At 69.8% G+C, this 16557-nt stretch carries 17 protein-coding genes and 1 tRNA gene; 11 read left to right on the top strand and 7 right to left on the bottom strand.

Annotated elements, in window-relative coordinates; genetic code table 11:
- The first annotated feature begins 10 nt into the window (after nt 1–10).
- Entirely contained in the window at nt 11–1345 is a 1335-nt protein-coding gene (locus LF41_RS12630; protein WP_036170265.1) for an APC family permease, read from the top strand.
- Here LF41_RS12630 and zapE read toward each other — a convergent pair.
- The 4 genes from zapE to LF41_RS12610 all read right to left on the bottom strand — a co-directional run bounded on the left by zapE (nt 1342) and on the right by LF41_RS12610 (nt 3928).
- Nucleotides 1342–2439: a cell division protein ZapE gene (gene zapE, locus LF41_RS12625; protein ID WP_036170263.1), complete on the bottom strand. Its 1098-nt coding sequence runs from the start codon at nt 2437–2439 to the stop codon at nt 1342–1344. The two genes, LF41_RS12630 and zapE, sit on opposite strands and share 4 nt — an antisense overlap.
- The gene (locus tag LF41_RS12620) at nt 2436–3119 is read right to left on the bottom strand and encodes an alpha/beta hydrolase (protein WP_052116410.1); all 684 of its coding nucleotides are present in this window, start codon (nt 3117–3119) and stop codon (nt 2436–2438) included. The genes zapE and LF41_RS12620 overlap by 4 nt, the downstream gene beginning before the upstream one ends.
- Before the next feature lie 103 nt (nt 3120–3222).
- Nucleotides 3223–3738, bottom strand: a complete 516-nt coding sequence (locus tag LF41_RS12615) for a c-type cytochrome (RefSeq protein WP_036170261.1) — start codon at nt 3736–3738, stop codon at nt 3223–3225.
- A gap of 113 nt (nt 3739–3851) precedes the next feature.
- A tRNA-Arg gene (locus LF41_RS12610) sits at nt 3852–3928 on the bottom strand.
- Nucleotides 3929–3991: 63 nt separating this feature from the next.
- Here LF41_RS12610 and ubiA point away from each other — a divergent pair.
- Nucleotides 3992–4906 (top strand): 4-hydroxybenzoate octaprenyltransferase, encoded by a 915-nt coding sequence (gene ubiA / locus LF41_RS12605; RefSeq protein ID WP_036170259.1) that lies wholly within the window; start codon nt 3992–3994, stop codon nt 4904–4906.
- On the top strand, nt 4903–6321 hold the full coding sequence (locus LF41_RS12600; protein WP_036170257.1) for a short-chain fatty acid transporter: 1419 nt from the start codon (nt 4903–4905) through the stop codon (nt 6319–6321). The genes ubiA and LF41_RS12600 overlap by 4 nt, the downstream gene beginning before the upstream one ends.
- Nucleotides 6322–6336: 15 nt before the next feature.
- Here the strand turns inward: LF41_RS12600 and LF41_RS12595 are convergent, their stop codons facing one another.
- Nucleotides 6337–7044 (bottom strand): ComF family protein, encoded by a 708-nt coding sequence (locus LF41_RS12595; RefSeq protein ID WP_036170255.1) that lies wholly within the window; start codon nt 7042–7044, stop codon nt 6337–6339.
- Nucleotides 7045–7093: 49 nt separating this feature from the next.
- On the opposite strand from LF41_RS12595, the gene bioB reads away from it, so the two are divergent.
- Genes bioB through LF41_RS12565 form a run of 6 tightly spaced genes read left to right on the top strand, consistent with a single transcriptional unit; the run spans nt 7094 to nt 12883 of the window.
- Complete coding sequence (gene bioB, locus LF41_RS12590; protein ID WP_036170253.1) at nt 7094–8119, top strand: biotin synthase BioB; 1026 nt, start codon at nt 7094–7096, stop codon at nt 8117–8119.
- A gap of 3 nt (nt 8120–8122) precedes the next feature.
- Nucleotides 8123–9340 carry an 8-amino-7-oxononanoate synthase gene (bioF, locus tag LF41_RS12585; protein ID WP_052116409.1) on the top strand — a complete coding sequence of 406 codons (1218 nt, stop codon included), beginning with the start codon at nt 8123–8125 and terminating at the stop codon, nt 9338–9340.
- A complete protein-coding gene (locus LF41_RS12580; RefSeq protein WP_052116408.1) occupies nt 9337–10323 on the top strand; it encodes a multidrug resistance efflux transporter family protein in 987 nt (328 codons plus the stop codon). Before bioF ends, LF41_RS12580 begins: the two co-directional genes overlap by 4 nt.
- A 2-nt stretch (nt 10324–10325) precedes the next feature.
- The gene (gene bioH / locus LF41_RS12575; protein ID WP_036170337.1) at nt 10326–11087 is read left to right on the top strand and encodes a pimeloyl-ACP methyl ester esterase BioH; all 762 of its coding nucleotides are present in this window, start codon (nt 10326–10328) and stop codon (nt 11085–11087) included.
- On the top strand, nt 11084–11983 hold the full coding sequence (gene bioC / locus LF41_RS12570; protein ID WP_036170251.1) for a malonyl-ACP O-methyltransferase BioC: 900 nt from the start codon (nt 11084–11086) through the stop codon (nt 11981–11983). Before bioH ends, bioC begins: the two co-directional genes overlap by 4 nt.
- Before the next feature lie 60 nt (nt 11984–12043).
- Nucleotides 12044–12883 carry a hypothetical protein gene (locus LF41_RS12565; RefSeq protein ID WP_036170249.1) on the top strand — a complete coding sequence of 280 codons (840 nt, stop codon included), beginning with the start codon at nt 12044–12046 and terminating at the stop codon, nt 12881–12883.
- 3 nt (nt 12884–12886) lie between these two features.
- On the opposite strand, the gene LF41_RS12560 is transcribed toward LF41_RS12565, so the two are convergent.
- A complete protein-coding gene (locus tag LF41_RS12560; RefSeq protein WP_152600010.1) occupies nt 12887–14047 on the bottom strand; it encodes a hypothetical protein in 1161 nt (386 codons plus the stop codon).
- 120 nt (nt 14048–14167) lie between these two features.
- Between LF41_RS12560 and LF41_RS12555 the strand changes: the two genes are divergently transcribed.
- Entirely contained in the window at nt 14168–14935 is a 768-nt protein-coding gene (locus LF41_RS12555) for an NIPSNAP family protein (protein ID WP_202594050.1), read from the top strand.
- A gap of 15 nt (nt 14936–14950) precedes the next feature.
- On the top strand, nt 14951–15631 hold the full coding sequence (locus LF41_RS12550; RefSeq protein WP_036170247.1) for a helix-turn-helix transcriptional regulator: 681 nt from the start codon (nt 14951–14953) through the stop codon (nt 15629–15631).
- On the opposite strand, the gene phhA is transcribed toward LF41_RS12550, so the two are convergent.
- The gene (gene phhA, locus LF41_RS12545; protein ID WP_036170246.1) at nt 15628–16524 is read right to left on the bottom strand and encodes a phenylalanine 4-monooxygenase; all 897 of its coding nucleotides are present in this window, start codon (nt 16522–16524) and stop codon (nt 15628–15630) included. The two genes, LF41_RS12550 and phhA, sit on opposite strands and share 4 nt — an antisense overlap.
- Between the last annotated feature and the right edge of the window lie 33 nt (nt 16525–16557).

The raw sequence follows: 16557 nt of genomic DNA, 5'->3' as shown, positions 1-16557 counted from the left end.
GGAACACCACATGGACCAGCGTTCGCAACCCGCGCTCGGCGCCGTCCACGGCGAGGCCGCGCTCATCCGCGCCGTCGGGACCTTCGCGCTCACCGCCGCGGTCATCAACGTCATCATCGGCGGCGGCATCTTCCGCATGCCGGCCGCGCTGTCGACGCAGGTCGGCGTCGCCGCGCCCATCGCGCTCATCGCCGGCGCATTGGCGATCATCCCCATCGCGTTGTGTTTCGCGGCGGTCGGCAGCCGCGTGTCCGCGACCGGCGGGCCCTACACGTACCTCACGGCGGCCTTCGGGCAGTTCGCCGGGTTCATCGCCGGCGCGCTGATGTGGATCAGCAACATCACCTCCAGCGCGGGCGTCGCGGCGGCGTTGTCCGAGCAGGTCGCGAATCTCGTGCCCGCGCTCGCGGGCCCGGTACCGCGCGCGTTGTTCATCACCGTGGTCTACGCGGGGTTGTTCGCGCTGAACGCCTTCGGCGTGAAGCTCGGCGCGCGCGCGATCGTCGCGCTGGCGACGCTGAAGCTCACGCCGTTGTTCCTGCTCGCTGCCATCGGCATCTGGTTCGTCGACTGGAGCCAGGTGAGCTTCGCCGTCGGCGACGTGCCGTCCTGGTCCGCGCTGGGCGCGTCGATGGCGCTGGTGATGTTCGCCTATTCGGGCATGGAAACCGCGCTCGTGCCGTCGGGCGAATTGCGCGATCCCTCGCGCAACGTCCCGCGCGCGACGGTCGCCGCGATCCTGCTCGTCGTGCTGCTGTATCTCGGCCTGCAGATCGTGGGCCAAGGCCTGCTTGGCCCTGCGCTGGGCCAGAGCAAGGTGCCGGTGGCCGATACCGCCGGCGCGTTGTGGACGCCGGCGCGCATCCTGCTGCTCGTCACGGCGTGCATCTCGATGACCGGCTTCATGATGGGCAACCTGCTCGGCACTTCGCGCCTGGTGTATGCGCTCGGCCGCGACGGTTACCTGCCGCGCATTTTCGGGCGCGTGACGGAGTCGCATCGCGTGCCGATGCATGCGCTCGTCGCGCACGCGACGCCCGCATGGATCCTTGCGATCGCCGGCAGCTTCGACAAGCTCGCGCTCATTTCCGGCGGCGCGATCTGCCTGGTCTACGGGCTGGTGAGCCTCGCCGCGTGGTGGGCACAGCGCAGGGACCTGCGCGAACGCGGCGACACGCCGTTCGTGTTGCCGGGCGGCCCGGTGATTCCGTTGATCGCGACCGTCTCGATGGTGCTCGTGGTGTTCACGCTCACTTCGAGCGAGCTCATCGCCATCGGCGTCGCGCTCGCGGTGCTGGTCGCCGTGTACGGCGGCCTGCACCTCAACCGGAAGCGCACCGCCTAGGAGCGGTGCTCCAGCGCGAGGTATTCGGCCGACTGCATTTCGATCAGCCGCGAGGCCGTGCGTTCGAACGCGGCGACGAGGCGCTCGCCGGCGTAGAGCTGCATCGGCATCGCGCCGGCGGTGCACACCAGGTTGACGTGACGGTCGTAGAGCTCGTCGATCAGGTTGACGAAGCGCCGTGCCGAATCGTCGTTGAGCGCGTCGAACTTCGGAATGCCGCCGAGCAGCACCGTGTGGCATTCGCGCGCCAGTTCGATGTAATCCGACGTACCGCGCGGGCCTTCGCACAGCGCGGAAAAATCGAACCAGGCCATGCCTTCGGCGCGCGCGCGCGAATCGATCGTGCGGCCATCGACGACGAAGGGCTCGTCCTCGCGCGGGCAGCCGTGGCTCAGCGTTTCCCAGCGCTCCCGCATCCAGGCGTCCGAGCCGGCATCGAGCGGCGCGCGATACACCGGAGAACGTGTCAGCGCGCGCAGGCGGTAATCCTGGGGACTGTCGAGGAACACGACGGCGCACCGTTGTTCGATCAATGCGATCGCGGGCAGGAAGCGCGACCGCTGCAAGCCGTCCTTGTACAGGTCGCGGGGCGCGGCGTTGGAGCTCGTCACCAGCACCACGCCTTCGGCGAACATCCGGTCGAGCAAGCGCGCGAGCAGCATCGCATCGCCGATGTCGCTGACGAAGAATTCGTCGAGCACCAGGACGCGCAAGGTTTCGCGCCATTGTTTCGCGATGGCGGCGAGCGGATCGCGTTCGCCGGCGTGCGCGCGCAGGCGTTCGTGCACTTCGCGCATGAAGCGATGGAAATGGGTGCGGCGTTTTTCCGCGATCGGCAGGCCGTCGTAGAACAGGTCGATCAGGAACGTCTTGCCGCGGCCGACGCCGCCCCACAGATACAGGCCGCGCGGCGCCTGCGGCGCATCGTTGCCGAACAGGCGCGAGAACAGGCCGCCGCCGTTGGCGGGAGTGCGCAGTGCATCGTGCAGGCGATCGAGTTCGCGCAACGCCGGATGCTGCGCCGCATCGTCCTGCCATTCCCCGCGCGCGACGCCGGCGGCATAGGCCGCCGACGGTGTCGGATGGTCGTTCATCCGGTCGCCGGATCCGGGAGCCACGGGCGCACGGCGGACTTGATCGCGCCGCGCAGGTCCATCAGCTTGCGATGGAAGAAATGGCTGGTTTCCGGCATCGACACGAACTCGGGCGCGGGCTTCAGTGTCGCGACCCACGCCTGCACTGCCTGCGCATCGACGATCTCGTCGTCTTCCCCCTGGATCACGATCCACGGGCAGTTGGGGTGCGGGATCTGCGCGAAGTCCCAGCTGCGCCCCACGGGCGGTGCGATCGACAACAGCAGGCCCGGCTGCAACGCATGCGCGCATTTGTACGACACGTACGCGCCGAAGCTGAAACCGGCGAGCCACAGCGTGTGCGAGGGGTATTTGGCGCGTGCCCACGCGACGACGGTGCGCAGGTCGTCGGCTTCGCCGCGCCCTTCGTCGAAGGTGCCGTCCGATTGTCCGGTGCCGCGGAAGTTGAAGCGGATCGTCGTCGCGCCGCATTCGCGCAACGCGCGCGCGGTCATCGTGACGACCTTGTTGTGCATCGTGCCGCCCTCGGTGGGCAACGGATGGCAGACGACCGCGACGATCGGCAGGGCGGTGACGCCGGGCTCGGGGTCGTCGCAGGCCGCTTCGATCGGGCCGGCGGGGCCGTCGATGGTGAAGGCGTGGTCGGCGGGTGCGACGCCGGGGGGCGGAGTGGTGTTCATCCGTGGATGATGCCGCAGGGGTGGGGAGGGTGTTGCAAAGAAAAACGCCGCTCGTGGAGCGGCGTTCGTCGGGTTCCGGATCCCGCTTTCGCGGGCCGTTGTGTCACTTCACGTTCGCGAGCATCCAGTCGACCGTGGCCTTGACCTGGTCGTCGGTCAGCGCCGGGTTGCCGCCCTTGGCGGGCATGTGGCCGGCGGTGCCGGTGAAGCCTTCGATCGCGTGCTTGTACAGCGTGTCCTTGCCCTTGCCCGCGCGCGCGCCCATGCCGGCGGCGGTCATCATCGGTGCGCCGCCCGCGCCCGAGGTGTGGCAGCCGGTGCAGAGGTTGCCGAAGATCTGGCTGCCATCCATCGTGCCGCCGTAGGCGACCTGCGAAGCGGCCTTCGCGGCGGCGGCGGCCACCGCGGCAGCCTGCTGCGCGGCGCCGGTCTGGCCGGCGTAGACCGCGCCGGCCGGCGCGATGCGCGAGAGCGTGCGCTTGGCCACGGCCGGGTCCTGTTCCGGCACCAGCGTGCCCTGCAGGTAGTGCGCGAAGAGGATCAGGGCGAGGGTGAGCGCGGCCAGGAAGCCGATCACCATCGAGAATTTCTTGAGGAAGTCGAGGTCGTAGTTGCGCACGATCCGTCCAGGGGCGCGTTGCCGCGCAGAGCCAACAAAGAGCCGGGGATTATTCCAGAAGGCCGCGGCGGGTGCGAGCCAAGGGTGCCGGCCGCCCCGCGAACGCGGGGCGATGGCGCGCCCGGAGGGATTCGAACCCCCGACCAATGGCTTCGGAAGCCACTACTCTATCCGGCTGAGCTACGGGCGCATCGCGATGGCACACCCCACGAGGCCGCGGGGGCGCGCATTCTCGCACAGCAGGGGGAGGACCATGAGCTACGAACGCGACTACGCGCCGATTCCGCCGCCCGTCCCGCGGTGGCGCGAACGCCTGAGCCTGTACTGGCAACTCGTGCGCGGCGACCGGCCGATCGGCTGGCTGCTGCTGCTGTGGCCGACGTGGTGGGGCCTGTGGGTCGCGGCCGAAGGGATTCCCCCGTTGTGGACGCTGATCGTGTTCACGCTGGGCGTCTGGCTCACGCGCTCGGGCGGCTGCGTGATCAACGACTACGCCGACCGCTGGCTGGACCCGCAGGTGGAGCGCACGCGCGACCGTCCGCTCGCGTCCGGGAAGGTCGGTGGCCGCGAAGCGCTGCTGGTGTTCGCCGCGTTGATGCTCGCGGCCTTCGCACTCGTGCTGACGATGAACCGCCTCACGATCTGGATGAGCGCGATCGGCGTGGTGCTCGCGGCGAGTTATCCCTACCTCAAGCGTTACACCTACCTGCCGCAGGTGTACCTCGGCCTGGCGTTCGGCTGGGGGATCCCGATGGCGTTCGCCGCGATCCGCGGGGAGGTGCCGCCGATCGCGTGGGTGCTCTACGGCGCGAACATCCTGTGGGCGACGGCCTACGACACCTGGTACGCGATGGTCGACCGCGACGACGACCTGCGCGCCGGCGCGAAGTCCACCGCGATCCTGTTCGGCGACACGGACCTGGTCGCGCAGGGCGTGCTGTACGCGGCGACCTTCTTCGCGTTGTATCTGGTCGGGCGACAGGCGGCGTTGGGCATGGCGTACTGGATCGCGATCGGTGTCGCCGCGTTGCTGGTCGCGTACGAATTCCTCATCGCGCGCCATCGCGAACGCGACGCGTGCTTCCGCGCGTTCCTGCACAACCAGTGGGTCGGCATGAGCGTCTTCGCCGGCATCGCGGTGGCGTACTGGCAGGCGGCGCACGCATGAGCGCGCGCGTGCATGCCGCGGCCTGGACCGCGCGGCTCGCGCTGCGCTGCGCCGACTGGGCCGAACGCTGGTTCCCGGACGCCTACGTGTTCGCCGCACTCGGCGTGGCGATCGTCGCCGTCGCCGCACTCGCATTCGGTGCGACGCCAAGCGCCACCGCGCAGGCCTTCGGAAAGGGCTACTGGAGCCTGATTCCCTTCACGATGCAGATGGTGTTCGTCGTGATCGGCGGCTACGTGCTTGCCAGTGCGCCGGTCGTGTCGCACGCGATCGAGCGCATGGCGCGCGTGCCGCGCACGGGGCGCGGCGCGGTGGCCTTCGTCGCTGCGGTGTCGATGCTGACGTCGTTGCTCAGTTGGGGATTCTCGCTGGTCTTCGGCGGGTTGCTCGTGCGCGCGCTCGCCAAGCGCGGCGAATTGCGCATGGACTATCGCGCCGCGGGCGCCGCCGCGTATCTCGGGCTCGGCGCCGTGTGGGCGATGGGCCTGAGTTCGTCGGCAGCGCAATTGCAGGCCAATCCTGCGAGCATGCCGCCGGCGTTGCTCGCGATCACCGGCGTGCTGCCGTTTTCGCAGACGATCCTGCTGTGGCAGTCGGTCGCGCTGACCGCGGTGCTGATCGCCGTGTCGATCGGCATCGCATGGTGGACCGCGCCCAGTGGGGACGCCGTGCGCGAAGCGCCGGAGGAGCCAGGGCATGCGCCAACGCCGGATGCCCCCGCGCGCCGCACGCGTCCGGGCGAATGGCTGGAATTCAGCCCGCTCGTCACCATCGCCTTGTCGCTGCTCGCCTTCGGTTGGCTCGCGAGCGAGTTCGTGTCGCGTCCGGCGAGCGTCGCCATCGCCGACCTCAACACCTACAACCTGCTGTTCCTTTCACTCGGCTTGTTGCTGCACTGGCGGCCGCGCAGTTTCCTCGACGCCGTGGCCAGGGCCGTGCCTTCCACCGCGGGCGTGCTGATCCAGTTCCCGCTGTACGGCGGCATCGCGATGCTGCTCACCGCCGCGCCCGGCAGCGATGGCGACACGCTCGCGCATCGCTTGTCGCACGTGTTCGTGCAGGTGGCGCACCACGACACGTTCGCGCTGGTGATGGGCGCGTATTCGGCGGTGCTCGGATTCTTCGTGCCCTCCGGTGGCGGCAAGTGGCTGATCGAAGCACCGTACGTGATGCAGGCCGCCAACGACCTGCGTTATCACCTCGGATGGTCGGTGCAGATCTACAACGCGGCCGAAGCGCTCCCGAACCTGGTCAACCCGTTCTGGATGTTGCCGCTGCTCGGCGTGCTGGGGCTGAAGGCGCGCGACATCGTCGGCTTCACGTTCGTGCAGTTCCTCGTGCACGTGCCGCTGGTGCTCGGGTTGTTGTGGCTGCTCGGCAACACGCTGGCCTACGTGCCGCCGGTCATGCCCTGACGACGTGCGCGCGCCTCACGGCACGCGCGCGCACACCCAGGCATCGACGCGGCGCACGCCGGCATGCAGCAACGCATCCGCGGCCGCGTGCAACGTGGCGCCGGTCGTCATGACATCGTCGATCAGCACCACGTGCGCCGGCATCGCCGCGCCGCCGCGGACGTCGAATGCGCGATACAGGTTGCGCCGCCGCGCCGCCGCGTCGCGTTCCGACTGCGGCGCCGTCGAGCGCATGCGGCACAGCCGGCCGCTCAGCAACGGCACCCGCAACGCACGCGATAGCGGCCGCGCCAATTCGAGCGCCTGGTCGTAACCGCGCGAACGCAGGCGCGCGACATGCAGCGGCACCGCGACCAGCGTCTCGGGACGCGGCAGATCGGCGAACGCCTCGACCATCAGTTGCGACAGCAATCGACCCGCCGCCAGGTCGTCGTGGAACTTGAAGCGCGGCAGCAGCCGATCGAGCGGCGCCGAATAGAGGAACGCCGCATGGACCTCACGCAACGGCGGCGGCCGCCGCAGGCAAGCGCCGCACGTGCCCGGGACGGCCAGCGGCAGCGCGCATCGCTGGCAAGCGGCCGGCATGCGTGGCAGGGCACGGCCGCACGCCTCGCACAGGTCCCGCCCCGGCGGACCGGCCGAATGGCAGGCCAGACAACGGCCGGGCCACCGAAGGCGCCCGTCAACCCGGGGAAGTGACCATTGGTTGACAGCCAGTGTCATGGTTTCCAGACTGCCCGGTCTGTATCCCCATCGCTGTCGGGAAACTCCCATGCCTGCTGTCAGCCAAGTGCGCAACGATTGGTCGCGCGACGAAGTCCTCGCGCTGTTCGCGCTGCCGTTCACCGAGCTGCTGCACCGCGCCGCCACGGTCCATCGCGAGCACTTCGATCCGACGGAAGTCCAGGTCTCGACGCTGCTGTCCGTGAAGACCGGCGGCTGTCCCGAGGACTGCGGCTATTGCCCGCAGGCCGCGCGCTACCACACGGGCGTGGAAGCTACGAAGCTGATGAGCACCGAAGATGTCGTCGCGAAGGCGAAGCAGGCGCGCGACGCCGGCGCCTCGCGCTTCTGCATGGGCGCCGCCTGGCGCTCGCCGAAGGACCGCGACATCCCGAAGGTCGCCGCGATGATCCGCGAGGTGAAGGCGCTCGGCCTGGAAACCTGCGCCACGCTCGGCATGCTGACCGACACGCAAGCGCACGCGCTGCGCGACGCGGGCCTGGACTACTACAACCACAACATCGACACCGCGCCGGATTTCTACGGCGAGGTCATTCACACGCGCGAATTCCAGGATCGGCTGGACACGCTGGCGCACGTGCGCGACGCGGGCATGAAGACCTGCTGCGGCGGCATCGTGGGCATGGGCGAATCGCGCGAACAACGCGCCGGCCTGCTGCACGCGCTGGCGACGCTGCCCGCGCATCCGGATTCGGTGCCGATCAACCGCCTCGTCCAGGTCGCGGGCACGCCGCTGTCGGGCACCGCCCTGCTGGATCCCTTCGAATTCGTCCGCACGATCGCGGTGGCCCGCCTCCTCATGCCGCGCTCGATGGTCCGCCTGTCGGCCGGCCGCGAAACGATGAGCGACGAGTTGCAGGCGCTGTGCTTCGCCGCGGGCGCCAACTCGATCTTCCACGGCGAGAAGCTGTTGACCACCGGCAACCCGGACACCGAACACGACCAGCGGCTGTTCGAACGCCTCGGACTGCGACCCATGCACGTTGCATCGGCGGACGTCGCGTCAGACTGCAGCACCACCGTCCACGCCGCGATCACCGGTGAGGCCGCCTGACCCATGCGCCCGCGCCTGCACGACCGCGTCGCCGCCGCCCGCGCCCAGCGCGAGGCCCTCGCGCGCACGCGCGTCCGTCGCAGCGTCACCCGCCGCGACGGCGTCCGCTTCGAAGTCGACGGCCACTGGCTCACCGGCTTCTGCAGCAACGATTACCTGGGCCTGGCGCAGCAGTTCGCCGTGGTCAACGCGATGCAGGATGCCGCCGCGCGCGATGGCGCCGGCGGGGTCGCCTCGCACCTGGTCTGCGGCCACCACGCCACCCACGACGCGCTCGAGCGCGAACTGGCGGAGTGGCTCGGCATGCCGCGCGCGCTGCTGTTCGGCAACGGCTACATGGCCAACCTCGCCGTCGTCCAGGCCTTCCTCGGCGATGACGACGTCTGCGTGCAGGACCGCCTCAACCACGCGAGCCTGATCGACGCCGCGCGCGTTTCCGGCTGCAAGCTGCGCCGCTATCCGCACCTGGATCCCGAAGGTGCGTTGCGCCAGTTGCGCAGCGTGCCGGACGGCGCGGCGATGCTCGCCACCGATGGCGTCTTCAGCATGGACGGCGACGTCGCGCCCATTCGCGAACTCGCGGTCATCGCGCGCGTGCAGCACGCGCTGTTCTACGTCGACGACGCGCACGGCGTCGGCGTGCTCGGCCCCGAAGGCCGCGGCACCGTCGCGGCCGCGCGCCTGGGCGTCGATGCCGCGCCGCTGCAACTGGTCACGCTCGGCAAGGCGCTCGGCAGCTACGGCGCGGCCGTGGTCGGCGATGCGGACCTGATCGCGCACCTGGAAGAAGTCGCGCGTCCGTACATCTACACCACCGCGTTGCCGCCGGCGCAGGCCGCCGCGTCGCTCGCTGCGGTGAAGATCGCGCGGCGCGAGCAATGGCGCCGAGAGAAACTGATCACGTCGATCTCTCGCTTCCGCTCCGGCGCGGCCAAGCGTGGTTTCGAAGTGCTGCCGTCGCATTCGCCGATCCAGCCGCTGCTGTGCGGGGACGAAGCGCATGCGCTCGCCTTCGCGCAGGCGCTCGAAGCGCAAGGCTTCTGGGTCTCCGCGATCCGCCCGCCGACGGTGCCCGAGGGCAAGTCGCGCCTGCGCATCACGTTGTCGGCGTTGCACTCGCCGCAGGAAATCGACGCGCTGCTCGACGCGCTCGCCTGGGCGCGCGATGCCATCGGCCACGGTTTCGGAGCCGACGCCGAGCCCATCGCCGCGCACGCATGACCGCCGGGGCACACGACGGCCGCCGCGCCCTGGCGGCCATCGGCGTCGCGCTGTTGTCGGCGTTGTTCTTCACCCTGACGTACGTGCTCAATCGCGCGGCCGCGACCGGCGGCGGTCATTGGGCGTGGACCGCGGCGTTGCGTTACCTCATCACCCTGCCGCTGTTGTTGCCGCTGATGCCCCTGGTCGGCGGCATCGCGCCGGTGTGGCGCGCGATGCGCGCGCACCCGCTGGCGTGGTTCAAATCCGCGTCGATCGGCTTCGTCGGGTTCTATCTGTTGCTGGCGTTCGCCGCGTCGAGCGGTCCGTCGTGGCTGATCGCGGGCAGTTTCCAATTCACGGTCGTGGCGGGAATGCTGTGCGCGCCGCTGTTGTATCGCGATGCGCGGCGCAAGGTGCCGATGGCCGCGCTCGGCGTCGGCGGCGTGATCCTCGTCGGCGTCGTGCTGTTGCAGTTCGGCTACGCGCAGGGCCGGCTCGACCGCGCGGCGTGGATCGCGCTGGCGTGCGTGCTCGTGTCGGCGACCCTGTATCCGATCGGCAATCGCCTGCTGCTGTTGCACCTGGAGCGGACGGGCGAGACGTTGAGCGCGACGCAACGCGTCTTCGGCATGACGCTCGCGAGCCAGCCGTTGTGGCTTCTCGTCGCGGCGTTCGCCTATCAGCAGGCCGGGCCGCCGTCGTTGCCGCAGACGTGGCTCGCGGCGGGCGTGGCGATGGGCGCGGGCATCGTCGCGACGATCCTGTTCTTCCAGGCCACCGGCATGGTGCGCGACCAGCCCGCCGCGCTCGGCGCCGCCGAAGCGATGCAGGCGGCGGAGTTGTTGTTCGCGATGGTGCTGGGCGCGCTGTTCCTCGGCGAGACCTGGCCGCACGGCGTCGCCCTGGGGGGCGCGTGCCTGGTCGTGGCGGGCATCGGCCTGTTCGCGTGGCTCGTGTCGCGGCCGACGCCCATCGTGCTCCCGCAGGAACCGCACGCATGAGCTTGCACGTCGATGTCGTCGGCGACGGCCCGCCGCTCGTGTTGCTGCATGGATGGGCGATGCATGGCGGCGTGTTCGCGCCGCTGGTGGCGCGCTTGCGCGATCGCTTCACGCTGCACATCGTCGACTTGCCGGGCCACGGCTTGTCCCGCGATTGCGGCGTGCCGCTCACCCTCGATGCCGGCGTCGCAGCGATCGCCGCGCATGTCCCGGCGGCGCCGTGGTTCGGCTGGTCGCTCGGCGGCCTGTTCGCATTGCATGCGGCCATCGAACGGCCCGAGCACGCCACGCACGCCGCATTGATCTGCGCGAGCGCGCGTTTCGTGCGCAGCGCCGATTGGCGCTACGGCGTCTCGCCTGAAATCTTCCGCGACTTCGCAACCGGCCTGCGCACCGACTACCGCGGCACGCTCGACCGCTTCGTCGCGCTCGAAGCCTTCGGTTCGGACCACGCGAAAGACGAAGTGCGCGCGCTGCGCGAAGATCTGTTCGCGCGCGGCGAACCCTCGGCGCACGTCCTCGCCGATGGCCTCGATCTGTTGAAGACCGCCGACCTGCGCACCGCGATGCCGCGCCTGCGCTCACCGAGCCTGTGGCTCGCGGGCCGCCGCGACCGGCTCGTGGACGCACGCGCGATGCGCGAGAGCGCCGCGCTGTCGGGCGCTCCGGCGTCCGTGCACGTCGTCGAACACGCCGGCCACGCGCCGTTCCTCACCCATGCGGACGACGTGGCCGCGCACCTGGCGGATTTCCTGCGCGCATGAACCCCCTGTTCGACAAGCGACACGTCCGCCGCGCCTTCTCGCGGTCCGCCGCCAGTTACGACGCGGCCGCGGCCCTGCAACACGAGGTCGAAGCGCGCCTGCTCGAATCCCTCGATTACCTCGACGACCCGAAGCTCGAATTGCCGAAGCCTAACGTGGTGCTCGACCTGGGCGCCGGCCCGGGCCGTGCGAGCGCCGCGATGCGCAAGCGCTGGCCGAAGGCGCGCGTGGTCGCGGTCGACATGGCGTTGCCGATGTTGCGCGAAGCGGGCAAGCGCAGCGGGTGGTGGCGGCCGTTCGATCGCGTCAACGCCGACGTGCGCGCCCTGCCCTTCGTCGAAGGCAGTGTCGACGTGCTGTTCTCCAACCTGTGCCTGCAATGGGTCGAGGACCTGCCCGCTGCATTCGCCGGGTTCCGCCGCGTGCTGAAGCCCGGCGGGCTGCTGTTGGTTTCCACGTTCGGCCCGGACACACTGCACGAGTTGCGCGATGCCTTCTCGCAGGCCGATGCAACGCCGCACGTCTCGCCCTTCGCGACGATCGCGCAGTTCGGCGATGCGCTCGTGCACGCGGGTTTCAGCAACCCGGTGCTCGACCGCGATCTCTACACCACGCGCTACCCCGACCTGGCGGCGCTGATGCGCGAGCAGCGGGCGATCGGCGCGACGAACGCGTTGCAGACGCGCCGCCACACGCTGACCGGCCGCGCACGCTTCGCCGCCGCGGCGAAGGCGTACGAGGCCTTCCGCATGGGCGACGGCGCGCTTCCCGCCACATGGGAGGTCATCACCTCGATGGCCTGGGCGCCGCCGCCGGGCGCGCCGATCCGTGAGGGCGGCTTCGAAGTCACCGCCGTGCCGGTCTCGGCCATCCCGGTGCGCCGTCGCCCGCGCTGAGCGGTGGCATCGTTCACGGAGCTGCCGGTAAGGTTGGGCGGTTCAGGAACAGGCAGGTGCATGCGCAAGACTTCTGCGATCGTCGGACTCGCGCTGGCGCTGGCCGGGTGCGGCAACGGTGCCACGTCCACGCCCGTGGCCGCGGCGCCCGAAGCCGCCACCCAAGGTGCGCCGGTCGCCTCCAGCGATCCGCGCCGCGAGGCGCTCGCCAACATCCTCACCTGCCGCGACCGCACCTTCCTCGCCCTCACCGGCGCGGAACAGCGCGCCGCGCTCGTGTCCATCGACGGCGTGGCGTGCGACGCGGCCGCTTCGAACGCGCCCCAGCGCTGCACCATCGCGCCCGCGTTCCGCGTGGGCATCGCCGACATCGGCTGGTTCGTCATCGGGCGGCCGAGCGAAGACCTCACCCCGATCGTGCTGCCCGCGCCGCCGGAAGCGTTGCGCAACGCGATTCCGGCCGGCAGCGGTGCGTTGTCACCGGGCACGGACCTGGGCGACACGACGGTGCAATGCGCGATGCGCGACCACGCGCTCGACAAGGGCGCCATCGCCGGCACGGTGAAGGGCGTCGCCGAGGATCCGGGCGGCATGCGCGTGTGCGCGTTCGAACTCGCCGAAGGCAATGCGACGTGCACCCAAACCGCGCGCGGCGTGCGCGACTTCCGGCTCGACGTCGCGCGCGGCGATTACCTGGTGCTCGCGATCCCGGTCGAACATCGCGATACGCGCGTGGGCTTCACCGACTGCGATGCCGATGCCGACGACGACACACCGTGTTCGCACGAATTGAACGTCGTGACCGTGCGCGCCGGCGAGACGACGCGCGACATCGATCCGGCCGACATGCGCTCCCTCGACGAAGCCGGCGACTGGCCGCAACCGCCGCCGGCGGAGTGATCTTCAGCGCGTGGAAACGCGCGGCGCGGCATCGTCGCCCGCCGCGGGTTTCGGCGCGGGCGGCGCGCCGGGCGCCGGCGCGACCACCGGGTCCATGCGGCATTGCGGCGCGGCGGTCTCGAGCCATTCGTTGACGTCCGACTCGATGTTGGTGCCGCCATCGCGCGTGATCGTCGCGTAGTACACGGTGCCGTCCTTGCGCAGCGCAGTGCGCAGGATCGTCGCGCGCGAATAATTCTCCGGTCCCTTGCCGCGCACCAGGACACCGGTGCCGCCCAGGAACGGGACGGGCGCGGGCGCGCCGGTCGCAATGGTGCGCTCCTTGATGGAGACGCTGTCGTCGTCGTCGTACAGCGACATCAGACGCTTGTAGCGCGCGTCGTCGTCGGACATGCACCCGAAATTCAAACCGGTCGGGAAACTCGGGCGCCAAAACCCTTCGCGACGGGCGACGAAGCCGCGTTCGCGGCCGATCGCCGCGCCATTGCCGTCGTACTGCACGCCGCTGGAGACCATGCGCGCGATCGCCCCCTTGCCGAGCTCGATGCGGCCCAGGGGCGTGTCGATCACCGTGCCCTGCACCATCTGCTCGGCCTCCTGGCCGAAGCGGCTCTTCGCGCGCATGAGTGGGTCGAAGTCGATCGCGAGCGACTTGAGCGCCTCCGCCAGCGCGGGCGTCAGCGGCGCGGCGTCTTTCGCGAAGAAGTCCACCGACAGGAGCCCGCCGCCCACTTCGCCGGTGGCGCCCATGTTCTCCGGCCACTGTGCGTTGGTGTTCTTGACGCGGCCGTCCATGTACCAGAAGTCGTAGCCGCCGATGCGCACCTGCGCGATCTCGCGTACGCCGGGCCGTTTGCGATCTTCGTCGGCCTGCGTGCGCAGCGCGGTGCGCAGCTTGCCCATGTCGACGTCTTCGTCGGACCAGTAATCGGCGACGACGTACAGGTGCTGGCCTTGCGCCGGGCCGTCGAGGATGGCGATCTCGAGCGACTCGGACGTGCGCATCGCGGCGTAGTGGCTCGAGCGTTGCGTGGCGTGCACGCGCTGGTAAGCGAAGGGCAACTGCAACGTCGCCCCGAGAACGCGCAGCTCATCTGCCGACGCCGTGCCCACGCAGGCGAGCAACACCGCCGCCACCAACGCGCATCGAAGCATTCCCTGCATGGTGTCCCCCTTCCCCGACCCCCGGTCCGCGGCCCTTATACCGCGGCCGGATGACTGCTGACAGAGCGCTGTCAGCAGCCTCCGCGCACGCTGTCGGCCTTCCTCGCATGGAGCGCCGCCGTGATCGTCGATCTGCCCGTTCGTCCCGCATCCCCGCGTATCGAAACGACGGCATGTCCCGTCGTCGAGTTGCGGCAGTACACGCTGCATCCCGGCCAGCGCGACGTATTGATCGCCTTGTTCGAACGCGAGTTCCTCGACACGCAGGAGACCACCGGCATCCGCGTGCTCGGGCAGTTCCGCGATCTCGATGCGCCGGATCGCTTCGTGTGGCTGCGCGGCTTTCCCGACATGGCGCAGCGCCGCGCGTCGCTCGAGTCGTTCTATACCGGCCCGGCATGGCAGGCGCATCGCGATGCGGCCAACGCGACAATGATCGATTCGGACGACGTGCTGCTGCTCAAGCCCGTCGCGCCGGCATCCGGCTTCGCGCTCGATCTGTCGTCGCCGCATGTCGCGCACGCGCCCGACCACGGCGGGCTCATCGTCGCCACGCTCTATGCCTTCGATGCGCCCGTCGACATGGACTTCCTCGAATTCTTCGCCGCCGACCTCCACCCGGCGGTGGCTGCCGCCGGCGCGCGCGTCATCGCGAGCTTCGCCACCGAATACGCGGCGAACACATTTCCGCGCCTGCCCGTGCGCCATGGCGAGCATGTCTTCGCGTGGTTCGCGCGCTTCGACGACGCGACGGCTTACGCGCGCTATCGCGAAACCCTGATCGGCGGGCCGGGCTGGCGCGCCATCGCGGTGGCGCTGGCGCGGCGGTTGCAGGGCCCGCCGCAGGTGCTGCGCCTGGCGCCGACCTCGCGTTCCCGCCTCCGCTGAGGCGATCATGCGCGCATGCGCCGCGCCGATCGCCTCTTCCTGCTGGTCAACGCCCTCCGAGGCCGCCGGGCCGCGGTGGCCGCGCACGCGCTCGCCGACTCCCTCGGCGTGTCGCTGCGCACGGTGTATCGCGATGTCGCCGATCTTCAATTGTCCGGCGTGCCGATCGAAGGCGAAGCCGGCGTCGGTTACGTGTTGCGCAAGGGCGCGGACATTCCGCCGCTGATGTTCAACGCCGACGAGCTCGAAGCACTGGTGGTCGGCACGCGGTTCGTGCGCGCGTTCGGCGGCGCGCGGCTCGGGGCATCGGCGAAGGCGGCGCTGCTGAAGATCGAAGCGGTGTTGCCGCCGGAATTGCGCGCGCGCAGCGAACGCAGCCGCATCTTCGCGCCGGAAGTCGCGCGCCTGGAATCGAGCGGCCTGATCGACCGCCTGCATGCGGCGATCGAAGCGCGCAACGTGCTGCGCGTCGACTATCGCGACCAGGATGGGCAGACGAGCGCGCGTGAGATCGAACCGCTGTGCCTGGCCTTCTGGGGCGGCAGCTGGACGATCGGGGCGTGGTGTCGCCTGCGCGCGGACTTCCGCAGTTTCCGGCCCGACCGCATCGCGGCGGTCGCGGAAACCGGTGAAGTCTTCGATGACGATCCGGCGCGCGGGCTCGAGGCCTACCTGCGCAAGGCCGGCGGCGCCTAGACGTCGCCGTCGTTGAGCCAGCCTTCGCCGGTGCCCTTGTTGAAGACGACATCCTTCGCCTGCACGTCGCCCGCCGCGAACGAGTCTTCCTGCCCCAGGCGCGCATAGATCGGCGTGAAGTCCGGGCGCGTGGCCTCCATCAACTGCTCGTAGCTGTCGATGACGAAGTACGTCTTCTGGTAAGTGTCGATTCGGTAGCGCGTGCGCATGATGCGTTCGAGGTCGAACCCGATGCGGTTGGGCGCCGCGCTTTCGAGGCAATGGATCGACTCGCCCTTCGAGCTGACGATGCCGCTGCCGTAGATGCGCAGCCCGTCGTCCTGTTTGATCAGCCCGAACTCCACCGTGTACCAGTACAGGCGCGTGAGATTCACCAGCGCCTCGGGGCCGATGCCGTGCGCCTTCACCCCGCCGCGGCCATAGGCTTCCATGTAGTCGGCGAACACCGGGTTCATGAGCAGCGGCACGTGGCCGAAGAGGTCATGGAACAGATCGGGCTCGCTCAGGTAATCCAGCTGCTCGGGCTTGCGGATCCACCAGGTCACCGGGAAACGGCGATTGGCGAGGTGGTCGAAGAACGTCAGTTCCGGCAGCAAGCCTTCGACGCCGATCAGTTCCCAGCCGGTCGCCTTGCGCAGCACCGCGTTGAGGTCGTCGAACTTCGGGATGCGGTCGGGCGTCATGCCCATCGCGCGCTGCTGGCGCAGGAACTCGTCGCTCGCGCGGCCGACGAGCACCTGCTGCTGGCGCGCGAACAACGTCGCCCACACCTCGTGGTCGCTCGTCGAATAGCTCGACCAGGGTTGTTCGACCACCGCCGTCGTGTAGACCGGCACGTAGCCCTTGTCGGTGAGCTGGTGTTCGACGCGGTTCGGGGTGGCGGTCGTATTCATGGGCCCCATGCTAGCCCCGCTCGACGCAAGGCG

The sequence above is a fragment of the Lysobacter dokdonensis DS-58 genome, assembly GCF_000770795.1.
Lineage (GTDB): Bacteria > Pseudomonadota > Gammaproteobacteria > Xanthomonadales > Xanthomonadaceae > Noviluteimonas > Noviluteimonas dokdonensis.
The sequence above is the reverse complement of the archived record's forward strand: the minus strand, read 5'-3'. Positions and strand labels throughout refer to the sequence as shown.